General features: G+C 60.1%; 14 protein-coding genes. 5 read left to right on the top strand and 9 right to left on the bottom strand.

What is annotated here, in order from left to right:
• The first annotated feature begins 796 nt into the window (after window positions 1-796).
• From JOE30_RS20525 to JOE30_RS20515, 3 genes are all read left to right on the top strand, one after another.
• Entirely contained in the window at window positions 797-2,839 is a 2,043-nt protein-coding gene (locus tag JOE30_RS20525; protein WP_204868793.1) for a class I SAM-dependent DNA methyltransferase, read from the top strand.
• The gene (locus JOE30_RS20520) at window positions 2,836-3,924 is read left to right on the top strand and encodes a hypothetical protein (protein WP_204868792.1); all 1,089 of its coding nucleotides are present in this window, start codon (window positions 2,836-2,838) and stop codon (window positions 3,922-3,924) included. The genes JOE30_RS20525 and JOE30_RS20520 overlap by 4 nt, the downstream gene beginning before the upstream one ends.
• A gap of 358 nt (window positions 3,925-4,282) precedes the next feature.
• The gene (locus JOE30_RS20515; protein WP_204868791.1) at window positions 4,283-6,367 is read left to right on the top strand and encodes an AIPR family protein; all 2,085 of its coding nucleotides are present in this window, start codon (window positions 4,283-4,285) and stop codon (window positions 6,365-6,367) included.
• 1,145 nt (window positions 6,368-7,512) lie between these two features.
• Here JOE30_RS20515 and JOE30_RS20510 read toward each other — a convergent pair.
• The 6 genes from JOE30_RS20510 to JOE30_RS20485 form a co-directional block, all read right to left on the bottom strand.
• On the bottom strand, window positions 7,513-8,172 hold the full coding sequence (locus JOE30_RS20510) for an ABC transporter ATP-binding protein (protein WP_204870605.1): 660 nt from the start codon (window positions 8,170-8,172) through the stop codon (window positions 7,513-7,515).
• A gap of 92 nt (window positions 8,173-8,264) precedes the next feature.
• Window positions 8,265-8,987, bottom strand: a complete 723-nt coding sequence (locus tag JOE30_RS21740) for an excalibur calcium-binding domain-containing protein (protein WP_307806268.1) — start codon at window positions 8,985-8,987, stop codon at window positions 8,265-8,267.
• Window positions 8,988-9,175: 188 nt separating this feature from the next.
• Window positions 9,176-10,261 (bottom strand): ABC transporter ATP-binding protein, encoded by a 1,086-nt coding sequence (locus JOE30_RS20500; protein WP_239532440.1) that lies wholly within the window; start codon window positions 10,259-10,261, stop codon window positions 9,176-9,178.
• Window positions 10,262-10,269: 8 nt separating this feature from the next.
• Complete coding sequence (locus JOE30_RS20495) at window positions 10,270-10,755, bottom strand: ABC transporter substrate-binding protein (RefSeq protein WP_371831733.1); 486 nt, start codon at window positions 10,753-10,755, stop codon at window positions 10,270-10,272.
• Between the two features lie 182 nt (window positions 10,756-10,937).
• The gene (locus tag JOE30_RS20490; RefSeq protein WP_204868790.1) at window positions 10,938-11,276 is read right to left on the bottom strand and encodes a DUF2834 domain-containing protein; all 339 of its coding nucleotides are present in this window, start codon (window positions 11,274-11,276) and stop codon (window positions 10,938-10,940) included.
• Between the two features lie 21 nt (window positions 11,277-11,297).
• Window positions 11,298-11,981 (bottom strand): TetR family transcriptional regulator, encoded by a 684-nt coding sequence (locus JOE30_RS20485; protein WP_307806267.1) that lies wholly within the window; start codon window positions 11,979-11,981, stop codon window positions 11,298-11,300.
• A gap of 31 nt (window positions 11,982-12,012) precedes the next feature.
• Here JOE30_RS20485 and JOE30_RS20480 point away from each other — a divergent pair, with 31 nt between their 5' ends.
• Window positions 12,013-13,602 (top strand): MFS transporter, encoded by a 1,590-nt coding sequence (locus JOE30_RS20480; RefSeq protein ID WP_307806266.1) that lies wholly within the window; start codon window positions 12,013-12,015, stop codon window positions 13,600-13,602.
• Window positions 13,603-13,683: 81 nt separating this feature from the next.
• Entirely contained in the window at window positions 13,684-13,992 is a 309-nt protein-coding gene (locus JOE30_RS20475) for a hypothetical protein (protein ID WP_204868787.1), read from the top strand.
• Between the two features lie 125 nt (window positions 13,993-14,117).
• On the opposite strand, the gene JOE30_RS21735 is transcribed toward JOE30_RS20475, so the two are convergent.
• From JOE30_RS21735 to JOE30_RS20460, 3 genes are read right to left on the bottom strand one after another with little or no spacing between them, the layout of a single operon-like run.
• Window positions 14,118-14,804 carry a hypothetical protein gene (locus JOE30_RS21735; protein WP_307806265.1) on the bottom strand — a complete coding sequence of 229 codons (687 nt, stop codon included), beginning with the start codon at window positions 14,802-14,804 and terminating at the stop codon, window positions 14,118-14,120.
• A gap of 9 nt (window positions 14,805-14,813) precedes the next feature.
• Complete coding sequence (locus JOE30_RS20465) at window positions 14,814-16,094, bottom strand: competence/damage-inducible protein A (RefSeq protein WP_204868786.1); 1,281 nt, start codon at window positions 16,092-16,094, stop codon at window positions 14,814-14,816.
• 24 nt (window positions 16,095-16,118) lie between these two features.
• Complete coding sequence (locus JOE30_RS20460; RefSeq protein ID WP_204868785.1) at window positions 16,119-17,411, bottom strand: MFS transporter; 1,293 nt, start codon at window positions 17,409-17,411, stop codon at window positions 16,119-16,121.
• Window positions 17,412-17,431: the final 20 nt, after the last annotated feature.

Genomic DNA, 17,431 nt, shown 5'->3' with positions numbered 1-17,431 from the left:
AGGGGAGCCAGGCTGTCACGATGAACTCGCCACCCATGGCGGTCCACCGCACCCACCCGCCGGCGTTGTAGGTCTGTGATGTTACCGGACGGTGAGGACGCGCAAGCGAGAATCCAGGCTAAGTGCTTGACGTCGAGACAACGGGAGTCGATCCCGCCCTGGACCTGACGGTCGATGCGCCGCGCCGCCAGGATGCGGTCGTCGACCTCGGGGGCCGTGCAGGTCGGCATAGTGTGCCGGCCTCAGGATCTGTCTCGCAGACCGGACTCGACCTTGGCGGCGCAACGGTCGATCCAAGTCTTGACGCATTTGGGGGAGACGCCCATGGCGGAGGGAATGTGCGCCTGCGGCCACCCCTGCTGGTGACGGGCCACGATCAGCGAACTGCCGTGGACGGTGGTGCCGGCGTTGCGGCGGGACTCCCTACTTCAAGCCGACACGCCCGCTACCAACGTCATGGCCGGGTACATCTAGCGCGCTGATGCCGCGCGGGCGATCGATGCATGTCTCGTACCAGCACTGCGCGTTGACCGCGCGCAGTGACCGTTCTGTCTCGAAGTCGAACGGAGTGGATCCCTGAGCCTTTTGCAGAAGCAGCGGCTGCGCTCACCCCAAGCAGGCTGTTCTTGGAACGATGTGACTCAACGGCGGTGATGTCGGTGGCGTCTGGCAACCTGACACGTGATCGCTTCGCGCTGGGCCGAAAGGATCATTGAGACGGGCCGATCGAGCGGCTTGTGGGAACAGTGAAGCCCATGGAACACTTGTGCGATCGACCGCCAACGTAAGGATGTTCGTGAGCGAAGATTTAGTGTCCCATTCCGCGAGGCGGCTGGGCCGGTTCGGCTACCTCTCCCTGGGTAGCACAACACTCGCGCAGCTGAAGAAGAGCCGTTACGTACGCTCAAATCTGGCAGCCGACGAGGAGCGTAGGAAGCCGGATGGGATAGTGTTTCTGCCACTCGGCGGTATCAAAGCCGTAGTTGAGGTAAAACAACCAAAAGAACTGACCCCCGCCAAGGTGGCAGCGGTAGTCGCCCAGTACGCGCCCATCGCCAGAGCTGTGTGCAACCTCTTGATTATCACGGACGGTAGAAAAACGCTCTGGTACAACCCGTACACCCAAAACCCGGCGCTTGACGAAGACGGTAATGCTGTAAGCTATCATTTCGATGTATCTCGTCTCAACGAACAAACACTAAGCCCTGAAGACGAGGCGAAGGTTGTCACGCTAATTGAAAAGTCGGATTACAGCCTCAACTCGCAAAACGACAACTTCCAACAATTAAGAGTGATAGATCCGAGTAGTCTGGCGAAGACCGTTTGGCAAAAGATTTGGGTGAATACGGGCAAAGAGCCAGAGAAATGCCTCTATAATGTTGTCGAAATTCTTGTCTTCAAATTTCTGAGCGACATAGGTGTGCTGCAGGGCAATAATTCTTTTAGGAAGATCGTCCAACTCCTGGCCTCAGATGGTTCCGGCGAAGCTCTTAACCATTACGGAAGCATCAGTCGGAAAAAAATTGCAACGTTATTCCCATCGGGAGACGACGGAACCACGGTAATCAATGGAACGATATTCGTCAACGAACAAGGTGCACCCAATTTAGCACAAGCTGGACTCTTCGGGGAAGTGATTCGTGCTTTTCAAGATTTTGACGACCAATTCGGTTCGTTAAGGTACATAGATCGGCAATTCAAGACTCGCCTGTACGAGTCTTTTCTCCGGCAGCAAGCAGGCATTCGATCGCTAGGTCAGTATTTTACGCCGCGCAATGTTGTGCAGGCGATGGTCCGAATGTCTGACGCCAGCAGGCTTACCAGTGGACAAAGCGTATGTGATCCATTCTGCGGAGTGGGCGGGTTTCTCCTTGAGGCCATTTCGGAAAATGACAATCTTCTCCGTCAGTTTAGACCAGAGAACGGTCGAATTCGTCCAAGAATTGAAATTCGCGGATACGACAAAGGTACGGACGAGAAGGACGACGAGCGGACGATCATCCTGGCCAAAGCCAACATGTTGGTTTATCTTTCAGACTTGTTGACCGAATATAATTCGGACCAATATCTAAAGGAGTTTGCGGATCATGCCTTCAATTCGGTATTCCACCTCATTCGCTCAAACCTCGGGTCGTTCGAGCGCGTTGACACGGACGAACAGTACGATTTAATATTGACCAACCCTCCCTATGTGACCAGTGGTTCCAAAAGTATAAAGAACGCCATCGATGAGGCAAACCTTGGTAGCTACTATGTGCAGAGCGGACGCGGCACGGAAGCACTGGCTATGCAGTGGATAATTAGCCATCTGAAGCCGGGTGGGGAGAGCTTCGTTGTTGTGCCCGATGGTCTACTGAACCAGACGTCGATGCTTGCATACATTAAGTCGGAATGCGACGTTTTGTGTGTGGTTGCATTACCTAGTCGCACATTTTACTCAACGCCAAAAAAGACCTATATTCTAGGGCTGCGAAAGAAACGCGACTATACCGTGCAGAGTCACGGGGTCTTTACCTATCTGGTGTCAGAGATTGGTGAGTCAAGGGATACTCGTCGGGTCCCTATCGACGCGAACGATCTGCTGTCGATGTATGGGGCTTTTCGCTTTTTTCGAGTAGAACCGAAGGAGTACAGCTCTAGCGACCCACGCTTCAAACTGATCGAGTGGGCCCAGTTTGACGAAGACACCAACTGGCTTGTCGATCGACGATGGTCGCACGAAGAAAAGGTTGCTCTCGGGATTGTGGAAGAAATATTCGAGGTTGACGCCGAGACCTTCCGGAGCCTGGTTGGTGCCGCCAAAGAGGCGCTTGGCACTCTTTTGGAGGAAATTGAGTGACTGCGTATCGAGACGTGATGATTGGGGACCTTTTCGAACCGGTAGGTGGCAGTCCGAAGTTCGTAAGAGACTACATCGAGACAAACCGAGGTGATAACCCCGTCTACTCGGCTTCGCTAACTGGTCCATTTGGGTATGTCAAGGAGTTCGAATATGAAGGAAACTATCTAACGTGGGTTATGAACGGCTACGGAGGACGTGTTCAGGAAATCGGCGGCAGATTTGCGCTGACGCGAGACCGTGGAATTTTCATCCCGAAAAGCGGTATCGAAATTCCCGATCTGACGTATCTCAGGTTTGCTATGGAGCCGCAGTTGATGGCGGCAGCAGTGGGCCGGCGTGTCGATGGGCGACGAAATGAGTACACGAAGATTTACCGTGACACCGTACGCGACGTCAGTCTGAGATTGCTCGTCGACGAGCGTGGCCACATTGATCATGAAGCCATGGCTGTTAGGGGAGCGAAGTTGAGGCGGGTCGAACGTGCGCAGGCGCTTGTGCACGCGACACGCGCTCCCCTCGCGGACGTAAATATTGCATTTAAGGTTACTCCACCATATACAACCGTGAATCTGTCCGACTCGAAAGTGTTCGATCTGTCAATTGGCAATCGTGTTCTTCGCAGCGAATTCTCGGAGTCTGGGATTCCGGTGTACAGCGCGAACGTTATCGTTCCTTTCGGAAAAGTTTCAGCGAGTAATTTGACCAACTTCGATCACCCGTCTTTGTTGTGGGGGATTGACGGGCCGTTTGTTTGGAATTTGATCCCAGCAGGCGTTGAGTTTGCAACAACGGATCACTGTGGCAGACTCTTAGTTCTCGACAACCAGTATTCGCCCGACTACATTTACAGTTATCTCATGGCGACGCGGGGCGGACACGGATTCGACAGGGTGTATAGAGCTAGCTTGAGAAACATCAAATCGAATGTCACAGTTCCGATTCCATTGGATAATGACGGAAAGGTGTCGGTTGTGCGGCAACGAGACCTCGCCTCAAAATACCAGCAAAGTCAACGTATACGGCAATCGGCGCTGACCGCGCTCGATGATGTCTTGAAGGCAAGGATGGCCGCAGAGAGTTAAAATATTATTTCGCGAACCAGTCTGGTCCGCGTTAGCTTAGACCTTAATTTTACCTGTCTGTGCCGCGTCGGTCGTCCGCGTTTTGACGCTGCGCTTCATCCGGTGTTGTTGATAAGACAGGTACACTGAAACGGCGGAACAACCTGCCGACCGATCGCACAATATGTAAGCGTCTACGCTTGACTTCGCGGACTCGCATGATGCGCGGCAACGGCAACAAGACGCGACTAGAAAATGCAAAATGCTTGTAGGAATTGATGTATAGTTTACAGCTACCACTATCGGCACTTTCGGCACCGCCTCTGCCGGTGAGGTTTCTGATCGTGGCATTTATTTCCATCAAATACCTGGGAGCGGAATGATACCGACGTTGCAAGTCCGGCAGGTTATCAATAGGCTCGCGGAGAGATATGCTGCCCACATCGACCTATCTGATGTAGCGCACCGCAGCCAGTCGGATCAGGATCAAGTATTTCGAACTCGCGCTCTGACAGCACTGGTATTGCAAGATCTCACTGATTGCTCGGCAGCTACGGCAGCTGCAGGGGTGATCGATGGTTTCGATGATCATGGCATTGATGGAATAGGCGTAATCGAAAGCGTCCCGCAAATATGGATTCTGCAGACCAAGTGGAGTGACCGCCGAACAGCCACAATGAATCAGGCTGCTGCATTGAAGCTTGAAAGAGGTATTGTCAAGATTCTAGACGGAGAGTACGAAGACTTCGGGCCGAAAATGAGGAGTCACATAGAATCTCTTGATCGGGCAATTGGCAGCGCGGGCGTACGTATATCTATAGTAACTGTCCTCCTGGGCGATCACGCTCCTTCTGGTTTGGTGCTGTCGGACCTGGAACGAATCAAGTCGAGCTTAAATGATCCCGAACCTATTGCAGACTTGATGAATGTTTCGTTTCCCGAAATTTATAGTATTGTGAAGTCCGGCGTCGCACAACCTAAGATCGCCCTAGCCGCGACGCTTCTGAATTACGGAAAGATTGAGGATCCATATCGTGCCTATTATGGGACAATGACAGCAAGTGACGTCCATCAGTGGTACGAGCAATATGGCGAGAAGTTATTTGATTTGAACATCAGGCGTTCCCTAGGCCTCACCGAGGTCAATCATCAACTTGGTGTCACCCTAGTTAATCAACCTGGGAATTTCTGGTACTTCAATAATGGAGTAACGGTTCTATGCGACTCAATTACCAAGTCCGCCCGTGGCTCCAGCCAGACATACGGCGAGTTCACTTTGGAAAGCGCTAGCGTGGTTAATGGTGCGCAAACTGTCAAGTCCATCTTCGAAGCGGTCAGGACGAGCGCTAGTACCGGAGAAAATGCACAGGTGTGGGTGCGTTTGATCTCGCTAGAAGGCGCCCCCGAGGATTTTGCGAAAATGGTGACGGAAGCGACGAATACGCAAAATCAAGTTGAAGCTAGGGATTTTGTCGCGCTGGACGGTTTGCAAACTCGTCTGCGAGACGATTTTGCGATGACGTTGGGGAAGACGTACGTTGTGAAACGTGGCGAGGTTGACCCGGATAGAGAAAACGGATGCTCTGTCGTGGATGCGGCGCGGGCTTTAGCTTGCGCGCATCCCGACGCGTCTTACGCTGCGCGTGCCAAAAGCGACAACGTAACCCTGTGGGAAACGGGATCCGGCGGCACCTATAAAGTCCTATTTGGCACCGGTGTTGATGCACAGCGTGTGTGGTCTCTGGTGAGAATAATGTGGACAACGTTCGACAACCTTGCAGCGGAGCTTGGTGAGCGAAATGGTCGGGGTCTAAAAATTGCAGAGAATTCGGACTACCTCTGCGTCCATATACTGTTGAAATGTATAGACTCAACAAGAGTCGCTGACCCAGATTTCGACCTGTCGGCGGTACAATCCGCGTCGGGCGAACTGGTCACATCAATAGTCGATTGGTTGACGCACTACGTCGATAGTCTTTATGGTGAGGGTAGCTTTGTGCCGTCTACGTTCAGAGACCCGCAGAGATGTGTCGAACTATCCCGGCGGGTTATCAGTTCAATCGGATCCAAAGAAGAGGTTCCCCTACTTCCCGTGCAGTATCGTCCTCAGGTGCCAAAAGGACGGGGCCCGCGAAGGTCCAACGCAGTTACAGTGATCTTCGATCAGAATGCCGTGAAGCCCGGCACCGTCCTGAACTTCGTAGCCGGTAATAGTGCTGAGAAATCGGCCCTTGCCTCTTGGCTGGCCGAGGATCGGCGCAGGGGGAGGGCGACCTGGACTAGTTCGCGCGCTACACCTCTATTGTGGGAAGCTGACGGTAAGAAATACTCGCCAAGTGGTTTGACAAAAAGGATGCTTGACGCAGTTGGCTTCGCGACTAAGGCGGTTCAAGGAACCAGCAGGTGGGTCGTCGGGTCTGAAGGCAATCTCGTAGACATCGCAAACCGTTTGCGTGACAATTGACTCGAAATGAATGTGAGCAAAGTTATCTTACGACTGGCACACTAAGCATGTTTTAGTAGTGCCCGCACCCAGCATATTCAAATTGTGCGTGATACGCACAGTCTGTGTAGGTTGCGCTAATAGGTCTGCAATTAGGATTCGAAAGTGGGAGTGACCTATTGTCGCTACGACGGATATCAGTGTGACTGTCGAGGTGATTATAGTCCATGTGTGACCCTATCTAGGGTGCAATAGTGGCGGTTGATCGAAAGCGTTATCTGGCCAGGCACTGGAACCGTACCGTGAAAGTGGCCGTCACTCGCTGTCCGACTGACTTAAGTATGAGAAATACACTAATCGCTCGGGTCGACTCTGAATGCCATTTTAGCAACGCCATTTTGCGGCTCGGCGCTAGCGTTTACAAGCTAAGAAATCTGCTCTAGCGCGTCGGGGTCCTGCATAGGCCATGGTTCGCTGTGAAAATATCTCACTAGCAGACTGACACCTTTTGGTTCGTAATCTGTTAAGTCCAAGACAGTGTCAAGCTTGTATTTGGCAACTAGGGCGACTAGCTGCTCTCCGACGCGGTCCCTCATTGCAAGTAGCGATACCGCAAGCATCTCGGGATCGGTCGTGGTTGCGTTCGAGTACTTATCGTACATTGTCGCGAATTGAATGCATGCGGCTTCGATTGTACGAATGGATTCTCGGGCCGTTTTGCTAGCCGGTCTATACTTCTGGTTTGTGCAGTAATCGCGAATTGCTTGCACCGATTCTCTTGCATACTGCCAATTTTCGCGCTGCGGGTCATCGAAAATCACTCGACGCGCCTCCAAATAACCGACCACCTGCTGGCAGATCTGGCGGTCGCTTTCAATGAGTGTGGTTGCTACGGAGCCGCCCGCTCCGGTCGCTGATATAGAGAATCCGAACCCTGTTAGCACTCGAGAGTATCGAGCATCGTTGAATTTAGTCATTCGATTATTGAATCACATATATCGGTCCAAGAGAAGCGCATGGTGCCCGTCGGCCTCGCCCATAGAGATCGCACAAGGTTTGCAACCTGAAGTAACTCAGGTTGTTAACGGCAGATCCGATGACTTCCGACCCGAGGTGATTAATGACGTACGACCTTGATTCCCGCCCCGCGCGCCTGAAGTGCTGATTCAGTCCGCCTGCGTCGTAGCCCCCAATAGATCCCTCACCGTGTTGGCAACGCTGATGAACTCCGGCTTCTCCATCGTCGCGCCGTACTCCCGTTGCGCCGGGAGGTCCACGTCGAGGATGTCGACGATCCGCCCCGGCCTCGGGCTCATGACCACCACCCGGTTGGCGAGGTAGACGGCCTCGGCGACTGAGTGGGTGACCAGCATGACCGTCGTTCCGGTCTCCCGCCAGATGCGGTGCAGCTCGACGTTCATCTTTTCGCGGGTGAGTGCGTCGAGGGCGCCGAAAGGCTCGTCCATCAGCAGTACCTCGGGCTCGTGCAGCAGTGCCCGGCACAGGGAGACGCGTTGCTGCATGCCACCGGACAGTTCGTGGGGGAGTGCTCCCTCGAAGCCCGTCAGTCCGGTCATTTCGATCAGCTGGTCGGCCTTCGCTGCGGCAGCCTTCTTGTTCATGCCGCGCATCTCGCCTTGGAGCAGGATGTTCTTGCGGACAGTTCGCCACTCCAGGAGCGCGGCGCGCTGGAAGACGTATCCGATATTGCGCTGCGGTCCCTTCACCTCGCGGCCGGCCAATTCGACCGAGCCGCGGGAGGCGCCGGTCAGACCGGCGACGACCTTGAGCAGTGTGGACTTGCCGCAGCCGGACGGGCCGGCGATGGAGACGAACTCCGCCTAGCCGACTTCGGAATCGTCGTAAACCATTGCACGGTAGATGACACAGCACCGAAAAGCGCCCAGGAGCTACGTCATCATGATTCCTCGCAAGCCACGCCGTCTCGGTTGCGGTCCAGCTCCAAGCGGTAGCCCGGCTGCCCTGCATAAATGGGCGCAGCGCCCGCAGTGCGAACGGCGGTACAGTTCGCGTAGTAGGCGGCTGATGGTGCCTCTGGGATGTCGACTGGTGCCGGCGGCACGTATTCCGGCTCGGTCTCAGCAACCGGCGGTGGCGTGTAGATGGGCACCGGCGTAGTGGTCGTCAATGGCGGAACGAACCGGGTCGGTGGGACAGTCGCCGTCGGTGGGGCAGTGGTGGTCGGCTTGGCAGTCGTGGTGGGCGCGACGGTGGTCGTTGGTGTTGGTGTCGGTGCTGCCGAAGTGGTTGTCGGCGAAGTCCGCGGTGTCGACGACACGGTGACCGTGACCACACGCTCCGAGTCGGTCTCTGTTTGGTTAGGCGGGGGCGCAGAGAGCCCCGCAGCGATGAGCGCGGGAAGGATAGCTAGAGCGGGCGCGATCCAGAATTTTCTACGTTTCTGATCCTTCACTTTCAGGTACAGGATGCCCGCAAAGATGCACACTGCGCCAAGCGCGATGAACTCGAGGGCGACGCCGTCGATGAATCCGCCGAGCAAGAAGATGATGCCAAATCCGATTGCAACGACGGCGAAGAACCTGCCATACAGCGGTCGTTTCGGGTTGCTTGCCGGCGTAGGTGGATCGACCGGGAGTGGGTACGGAAAATCTGAGCTCACGGAGTGTTCCTGGTCTGCAGTCGGGAGGCGACGATGCCGATTATGACTTCGTTGACAGGTTGACTGACGTTACAAGTAGGTTTGACAACCAATCCGTCGGAAGGTGATGCACTGACGCACGGATCTGGTTTACATTCTGCTCGGCTGAGGCTGGACCGCCAGGAAGAGGCCTAAGCGGGTTCGAGGGCCTATGCAGGCGGAATACATCGTGTCAAGGTTGCTGCACGATGCAGTGTGACTGACGCACCTCCATCACGCTGTTGTGGAGGACGTGGATTTGGGCCTCGAACACTCGTCAGTCTTCGATCTCGTTCTGTGATCTCGGTGTGGGGGTCCGAGGTCATTGGTTGGTCGGTCCGGGCTTGCTCGAAATGACGCTTGGCGGTTGAGAAACGACGGTGCAGACCAGAACGACCGATGGCCTCGCCGACGATAATGTCTAGGAGACCACCGATCCGCGGGATCAGTCCGCCCCCGTCGTAGCCCCCAACAGATCCCTCACCGTGTTGGCAACGCTGATGAACTCCGGCTTCTCCATCGTCGCGCCGTACTCCCGTTGCGCCGGGAGGTCCACGTCGAGGATGTCGACGATCCGCCCCGGCCTCGGGCTCATGACCACCACCCGGTTGGCGAGGTAGACGGCCTCGGCGACTGAGTGGGTGACCAGCATGACCGTCGTTCCGGTCTCCCGCCAGATGCGGTGCAGTTCGACGTTCATCTTGTCGCGGGTGAGGGCGTCGAGGGCGCCGAAAGGGCTCGTCCATCAGCAGTACCTCGGGCTCGTGCAGCAGTGCCCGGCAGAGGGAGACGCGTTGCTGCATGCCGCCGGACAGTTCGTGGGGGAGTGCTCCCTCGAAGCCCGTCAGTCCGGTCATTTCGATCAGCTGGTCGGCCTTCGCTGCGGCAGCCTTCTTGTTCATGCCGCGCATCTCGCCTTGGAGCAGGATGTTCTTGCGGACAGTTCGCCACTCCAGGAGCGCGGCGCGCTGGAAGACGTATCCGATATTGCGCTGCGGTCCCTTCACCTCGCGGCCGGCCAATTCGACCGAGCCGCGGGAGGCGCCGGTCAGACCGGCGACGACCTTGAGCAGTGTGGACTTGCCGCAGCCGGACGGGCCGGCGATGGAGACGAACTCGCCCTTACCGACCTTGACGTCGACGTCGGACAGTGCGGTGACGTCGCCACGCTTGGACGAAAACTGGACGGTGAGATTGTCGACCGAGACGGCGGTGTCGGTCACGGTGGTGGGCCGTTCGTGGGTGATGGCGCTCATGTCGTCGCTCATTCCTTGCTGGAGGTGAAGGACGAGTCCCAGTACTTCGACGGCTCGGCCCCGACCTCGGTCAGACCGGCGTCACCGAGGATGTAGATGGTGTTGGTCCAGTCCTCCTCGGCATTGACGCCCGGTGCCTGGCCCTCGGTGTTCGCAGTGGTGAGCAGCGGGATGGTCTCCTGCCACTGCTGCAGCAGCACCGACTCCGGAGGGGTCTGCGGGTCCTTGCCCACCATGGCCTTGACGGCCTCTTCCGGGTTGGCGATGGCAGCCTCGAACGACTCGGCGGCGGCGTCGACCATGGCCCGCGCCAGCTCCGGGGAGCGCTCGATCGTCGAGGTGTTGGCGATGAGGCCGTTGCTGAAGAAGTTCAGGCCCTCGTCGGAGTAGCGGAGGTAGCGCATCTCGCGGCCCGACTTGTTCGCGATGTTCGGTCCCTGGTCGTGCGCGAAGCCGATGAGGCCGTCGACCTGGCCGGACAGCATCGCGGCGATCTTGCCCGCGGAGTCGAGGCTCTGCTGCTGGTAGGAGATCAGTCGTCACGGCCGCCTCGGCAATAACGGATACCCGTCGGTGCAGGCGTCGATACGTGGGTCGTTGGTGTCGTCTGTTGAGGACAAGTTTCTACGCGGAATGCTGTGCAGCGGGGGCACGGTCTTCCCGCGCGGGAACCCCGTCAGGTCGCCAGTCGCAACGCCCGAGCCCGTGCAGCGAGGAAGAAGGGGATCGCGGTGCCGATCCCCACGGTGAAGGTCATGAACAGCGTTGCCCACCACCATCGGCGGATCCCGAGTCGACCCGACTCCGGCAGCGCCCACGCGTGGAACGCGACGACGACGAGAATCAGATCGACCATCGCGAACTTTCCGGGCACCGTCGACCAGATCTTGCCGACGAAGAAGTCTGCCACCGAGCGAGTGCCGTGCTCTCGGACGTAGGGGATCGCGATGGCGTTTTGAGCGACGCCGGCCACTGCGGCAATAGCTATCAGGCGGCGTTCCTCGGACACGGTCACGGGGCTCCTTCTACCGGGTGATCACCGTTCTACCCGCGGCTCCGCCAATCTCCGGACCGCCTCGCCGACGACGAGACGATGCCGCGCGATCTCGTCGTCGTCCCACCGCCGATGGGCTCGCTGGTCGAGGTCCGGTGTGGTGAACCAGCTGAACAGCACACCGAAAATCAACGTCATCAAATCGGTTGCACTCCAATGGGAGTCGACGTATCCGTCGCTCTGAGCCTGCTCGACCTCGCGAACACGCTCACTCATCACCTCGGCGTGTTCGCTCGCGGGGAGATGGCCCTGCAACTGCGCCCAGAGCAGCATCCGATGCTCGTCCTTTTCACTCGCGAGGCGGGTGAAGGCATCCATGGAGTACCCGGGTAGATCGCGTGGGGTGAAGTGCACGGACTCGACGAACCGCCGGAAACCGTGGTCCAGTACCGCGCCGAACAGCCGCTCCTTGTCGCCGTAGTACGCGTACAGGCGCTCTTTGCTGGCGCGAGACGCCAGTGCGATCCGGTCGACGCGAGCGCCGGCGAGGCCGTGCTCGGCGAACTCGCGGCGTGCGGCATCGAGGATTCGTTCACGCGTGTCAGAGGCGGCGGGGGAGATGGGGGTGTCCGACTTCACAGGCCGAATCCTACGCCAACCAACTAGTTCGTTTGACCGTGTCGGACCGCGACGGTACATTTTCGAATCGTCGAACAGACATTCCACCGCTTACCTTTCCCAGGACCGAGGCACGCCCGTGACCAGCACGCCCAACATCGTGTCGTCAGAGAACGACGCCAACCCGAACTACGAGCGGCGTTGGCTCGTGCTGTGCATCGTCGCCATCACGCAGCTGACGATCGTGCTGGACGCGACCATCGTCAACATCGCTCTGCCGCAGGCGCAGGAAGACCTGGGCATCAGCGACAGCAGCCGCGCGTGGGTCATCACCGCCTACGCGCTCGCGTTCGGTGCGTTGCTGCTGCTCGGTGGCCGCATCGCCGACTACTGGGGCCGCAAGCGGTCCTTCCTCGTCGGCATGGCGGGATTCGCGATCGCCTCGGCCATCGGTGGCCTGGCGCAGGAGGGCTACCAGCTCTTCATCGCCCGCGCCGGCCAGGGCGTCTTCGCCGCCCTGCTCGCCCCCGCTGCGCTGGCCATCCTGACCACCACGTTCACCGACGAGAAGGAACGAGCCAAGGCGTTCGGTGTCTTCGGTGCCATCGCCGGTGGTGGCGCTGCCGTAGGCCTGCTGCTCGGCGGCGTGCTCACCGAGTACGCCAACTGGCGCTGGTGCCTGCTGGTCAATGTTCCCGTCGCGATCTTCGCGGCCGCCGCCGCCATCCCGTTGGTCAAGGAGAGCAAGGCTGAGGGCGACACGCGGTACGACGTTCCCGGCGCGATCCTGGTAGCCCTCGGGCTCGGCTCGCTGGTGTACGGCTTCACCGAGGCCGAGAACGGGTGGTCCAACCTCTCGACCCTCAGCTTCATCGCGCTGGGAATTGTTCTACTGGCCGCGTTCGTCGTCGTCGAGTCCCGGTCTGCCAATCCGCTTCTGCCGCTGGGTGTCCTGCTGGATCGAGACCGTGGGTCCGCCTACCTCGGTTCGGCCATCATCGGTGCCGCCCTTCTCGGCGGCACCCTGTACCTGACCTTCTACTTCCAGATCGTGCTCGGATTCAGCCCCGTCGTGGCCGGAGTCGCCTCCCTCCCCATGACCGGCGGCATCATGATCACCGCCGCCGCAGCGTCCGCATTGATGCCTCGCGTGGGACCGAAGCCATTGATGGCTGCCGGGCCCGTCATTTCGGCCATCGGTCTGGTCCTGCTCACCCAGATCGGCGTCGACACCTCGTACTGGACGCACGTGCTTCCCGGAGTGGTGCTCCTCGGGCTCGGGTTGGGTCTGCTCATGGTGCCGATGCAGAACGTGGCCCTCATCGGGGTCGCCGATCACGACGCCGGCGCTGCCAGCGCACTGGTCAACGCGGCACTGCAGATCGGTGGCGCCTTGGGAACCGCCGTCTTCACCACGATCTACACGTCCGCCAAGTCGTCCTACCTGTCGTCGAACACCGCGCCCGTGCCGCCCGCCGGAGTGCCCCCGGAGGCACTGGCGTCGCAGACGCTGCCGTCAGATTCCGAGCTCGCTGCCCTGCCGGAACCGATCCGCAACTTCATCAACTCCACGATCGACTACATGTTCTCCGCGGAGGTCTCCGGATACGCGCACGCGTTCGCGGCAGCGGCGATCATGGTCATCCTGATCACGCCGATCGTGCTGGTGTTGGTTCGTGCCCGCAAGACCGACCTGCCGGCCGGCGACACCCCGGTTCACATGGGCTAACTCGAGCCGTTCCTACTGTCGAGGTACGACCGCTGCGGCGCAGAGAAACCGCGCACGGCGTGACGCCGGTTAAGGTGCTGCGTGCGCATTCTCATTCTGTGGGGCGCCCTTGCGGGCGTCGTGATCGGCTTGGTGTTCCTGGGCGTCGAGGGGTTCGCACTTTATCGTGATCAGAGCGAGGTGATCTACGACGGCGCCTACGTGCCGTTGCGCGGTGTCGAGATGACGAGGAGCTACTCGACCACCCTGACGCTCGACCACGCCGGCTCTGGATGGTGGAACGCGCTTCCGGTTCCCTGGTGGAGTTATCCGGTGATCGGGGGAGCAGCCGGGGCCCTGGCGTCCGCTGCGGCTGGGTGGCGGGGACTGCGCATCACAGGACGTGGATGAAGGTCGCCGTAGCGACAGGACCTCGCGACAACCACGTTTCCCCCTCTGAGAACTCCTCTAACGGAGCCTGGCTCCGCCCACCTGTTCGAAACACGTGACCCCGAGCACGATGTGATTGCAGGACGTCATGCCTGCCCGGGTAGCTCGTCCGCGAAGTCGAACGAACACCCGAGCCGATCGGCGGCCTCCACACCACCGGCATCACGCACCCAGGCAACGCACGCGCCGGCCGCGAGAGCGAGGTCGCGGCTGAATAGGTACCCGTCGGTGCAGTCGTCGAAATGCCCGTCGTGGTGCCATCTGTCGAGAACCAGTCGCTGCACCGAATGGTCGGCAAAGCGAAGTGTGTGGAGGATGCGCCGTGAGCGGCGCACCATCACTACCCCGTCATCGAGGCGGTGAAGCTGCGCGGTGATGAGCTCGATGTCGTCGAGCTCATCGTCGGGGATGTCGGTGTTCGGTCCGAGATCGATGACGAGCCCGGCGGGTTCGTCCTGCATCGACTCGACGAGCCATGCGGTCATCGCGTCCCACTGGTCGACCTCGAGCAGGACGCCCGTCGGCGTTTCGAGACTGATCAGCAAAGCTGCGGCATCGATCTCTGCGGCCCACACTTGCGTGGGCCCGTCGTCGTGGAAGAACACCCGACCGGTGTCGTCGACAACGGCTGGGTGTTGGGTGAACGGCGACATGTCAGATGTAGCGTCTACGTGGTGGGTGTGGATGGACCAGTCGCTCATGTCCTCGTCAGTGACCACGACATAGCGCGTGAGCAGATCATCCGACGCGAACTGCCAGCGCGGGAGCGTCATCTCCGGCACTTAGGCGTCGCCCAGTGCGTCCGCGAGCATGTGCATCGCGACGGTGACCGAGAGCGCCCGCACACTCGTGCGATCGCCGGGGAGCTTCAGAGTTCGCGTGACGGTCGGTCTACCCGCGATAGCGATGCCGAAGCACACGGTTCCGACCGGCTTGCTCTCCGTACCGCCGCCCGGTCCCGCGACGCCGCTGGTCGAGACGGCGACATCGGCGCCGACGCGATGCAGTGCTCCTTCGGCCATGCGAGCCGCCACGGGTTCACTCACGGCGCCGTGCTCCTCGATCATGGCTGCTGGGACGTCGAGTGAGCCGATCTTCACCTCGTTGGCGTACGACACCACACCGCCGACCACGTAGGCCGACGAGCCTGCCCGATCGGTGAGCCGTGCGGCAATCATGCCGCCGGTGCACGATTCCGCCGTCGCGATGCGGCGGCCACCGGATCGATCTGCCACGATGTCATCGATGGTGGAACCGTCGGTCGAGAACAGCTGCGCGCCATGATGTTCCTCGATGAGTGCCAGCACGCCGGAGTAGGCGCCGGCCGCGGAATCCTCGTAGCGGGTGACCATCTCGAGTTCGCCGCGCGACAGGCAGGTGGTGATCGCCAGATCGCCGAACCCGGCAATCGAACTCTCTGCGGTGCGCAAGGTCGCGGCGAGGTCGGCCTCCGACAATCCGTAGGCCCGGATGGTGTCCTCGGTGACGGCTGTTCTCCGTGCGAGCACCGCGGCGACGGGTGCGCTCTCTATCGCTTCCGGCCACATCGACTGCAGTTCGGAGGGCGGGCCCGGAAGGATGAGGACCGTGGGCAGCGTCCCCGAGTCGTCGGCCATCGCCACGCCCGGTGCCGTGCCCGTCGGCGGGATGGACTGTGCTCCTGCAGGAACCATCGCCTGCTTGCGTACGCCGGCTCGCAGTGGTTCGGAGTCGGCGACGCTGCCGAGCCGACTGCGCCAGCGCTCGACGATGGCCGTGATGCGGCCTTCGAGTTCGATGTCGAGGTGCAGCTCCCGGCCGTACAGCGCGGCGACGGTCTCGACGGTGAGGTCGTCCGCAGTCGGGCCGAGGCCTCCAGTCGTGATGATGAGGTCGACGTGCTGGTCGGCGAGGAACTGAACCTGGGCCGTCAGATCGGCCGGCCGGTCACCGCACACCGTCAGGTGGGCGACGTCGACTCCCATCTGAAGGAGTTGCCGAGCCACCCAGGGACCGTTGCGGTCGCTGACCCGCCCGGCCAGAACCTCGCTACCCGTGACCACCACACCCGCGCGCACTGCCATGGTTCGACACTACGGCGGCCGCGGTCAGCCCCTATCGGGGGCCATGACGCCCGAGTCGCTCAACTGCACGGGCCCGATGCCCTTATTCAGCGCCCAGAGCAGGAGCGCGCACCCCAGCCCGGACAGGACGAGGCCCGTCCCGAACATCGCGGCGTAACCGAAGGCTTGGCCGACCACGCCTGCAGCGAGTCCGGCGATGCCCTGCGAGAAGACGACGGCGCACGCGATAAGGGTGTAATCGGTTCCGGCGTAGACGCGTTCGGAGGCGTCCATCATGAGGGCGAACAGCACGACGGTCGCGGCGCCGCCGAAGACGTGCTCGCTGACGCTGGCGGTCACCACAAGGGCGATCCCGCCGATGTCGAGTGCCGCGGCGACGTAGAGGCCGAGCGCCAGGGTTTGCGTGATGCCGGCGACGAGCAGGGCGCGCCGTCGACCGAACCGCGTCGCGTACCACGCACCGAGGGCGGCACCGGCGAGCGCAGCGCCCGAGGCGACACCGCCCTCGAGGAGCGCGATCTGACCCAGCGAGAGTCCGAGGTCGGAGAGGAACGGACCGACGAGGGCCGACCCCATCGAGTTGCCGAACTTGTACGCGGCGATCAGGCCGATGAACGCCAGGACACCCGGTCGGCGCAGACGGACCCACCACGTTCCGGCGAGGCGGACTGCGGTCGTCGACTCCGCCGGTCGCACATCTGCCCTGTCGAGTTGAGTCCGGAGCAGGAGGACCGGGATCGTGGACGCGACGATCAACACGGCCATCGCGACGAACAAGGCTCGCCATCCCGCGAACGAGAACAGCCACAGCAGAACGCCGCCGCCGACGATCATGCCGATGCGGTACGCCCCGAGTTGGATCCCGTTTCCCACACCTCGGTCGCGTGCGTCGAGTAGCCGGACGGCGAGCCCGTCGGTGACGACGTCCTGCGTCGCGGACAGAACGTTCACGACGGCGACTCCGACGAACAGCCATTGCAGGCCGGAGGTGAGGTCGAGGCAGGCCAGAATCAACGCCACTGCCGCCGCGCCGAGTTGGACGGAGAGGAGCCACCGTCGTCGACTTCCGTACCTGTCGACATACGGTGCCCACAGGAACTTCAGCGCCCATGGCGCGAACAGCACTCCGCTCGCGCTGATCGCGACCAGGGAGTATCCGGACCGCCGCAACACCACCGGCAGGGCCTGGGTGAAGAAGCCGAAGGGCAACCCCTGCGCGAAGTAGAGCGCGCTGAGCAAGGCGAACGTGCCGCCGACGATGCCGGAACGGGGGACGCGTGCTTTGTCGGTCGTCGACACGGTGGAAGTCTGGCGCATTCACCGGCGTCCTGCTTCCT

Source organism: Rhodococcus sp. PvP016 (assembly GCF_017832185.1).
Classification (GTDB): Bacteria; Actinomycetota; Actinomycetes; order Mycobacteriales; family Mycobacteriaceae; genus Rhodococcoides.
The sequence above is the reverse complement of the archived record's forward strand: the minus strand, read 5'-3'. Positions and strand labels throughout refer to the sequence as shown.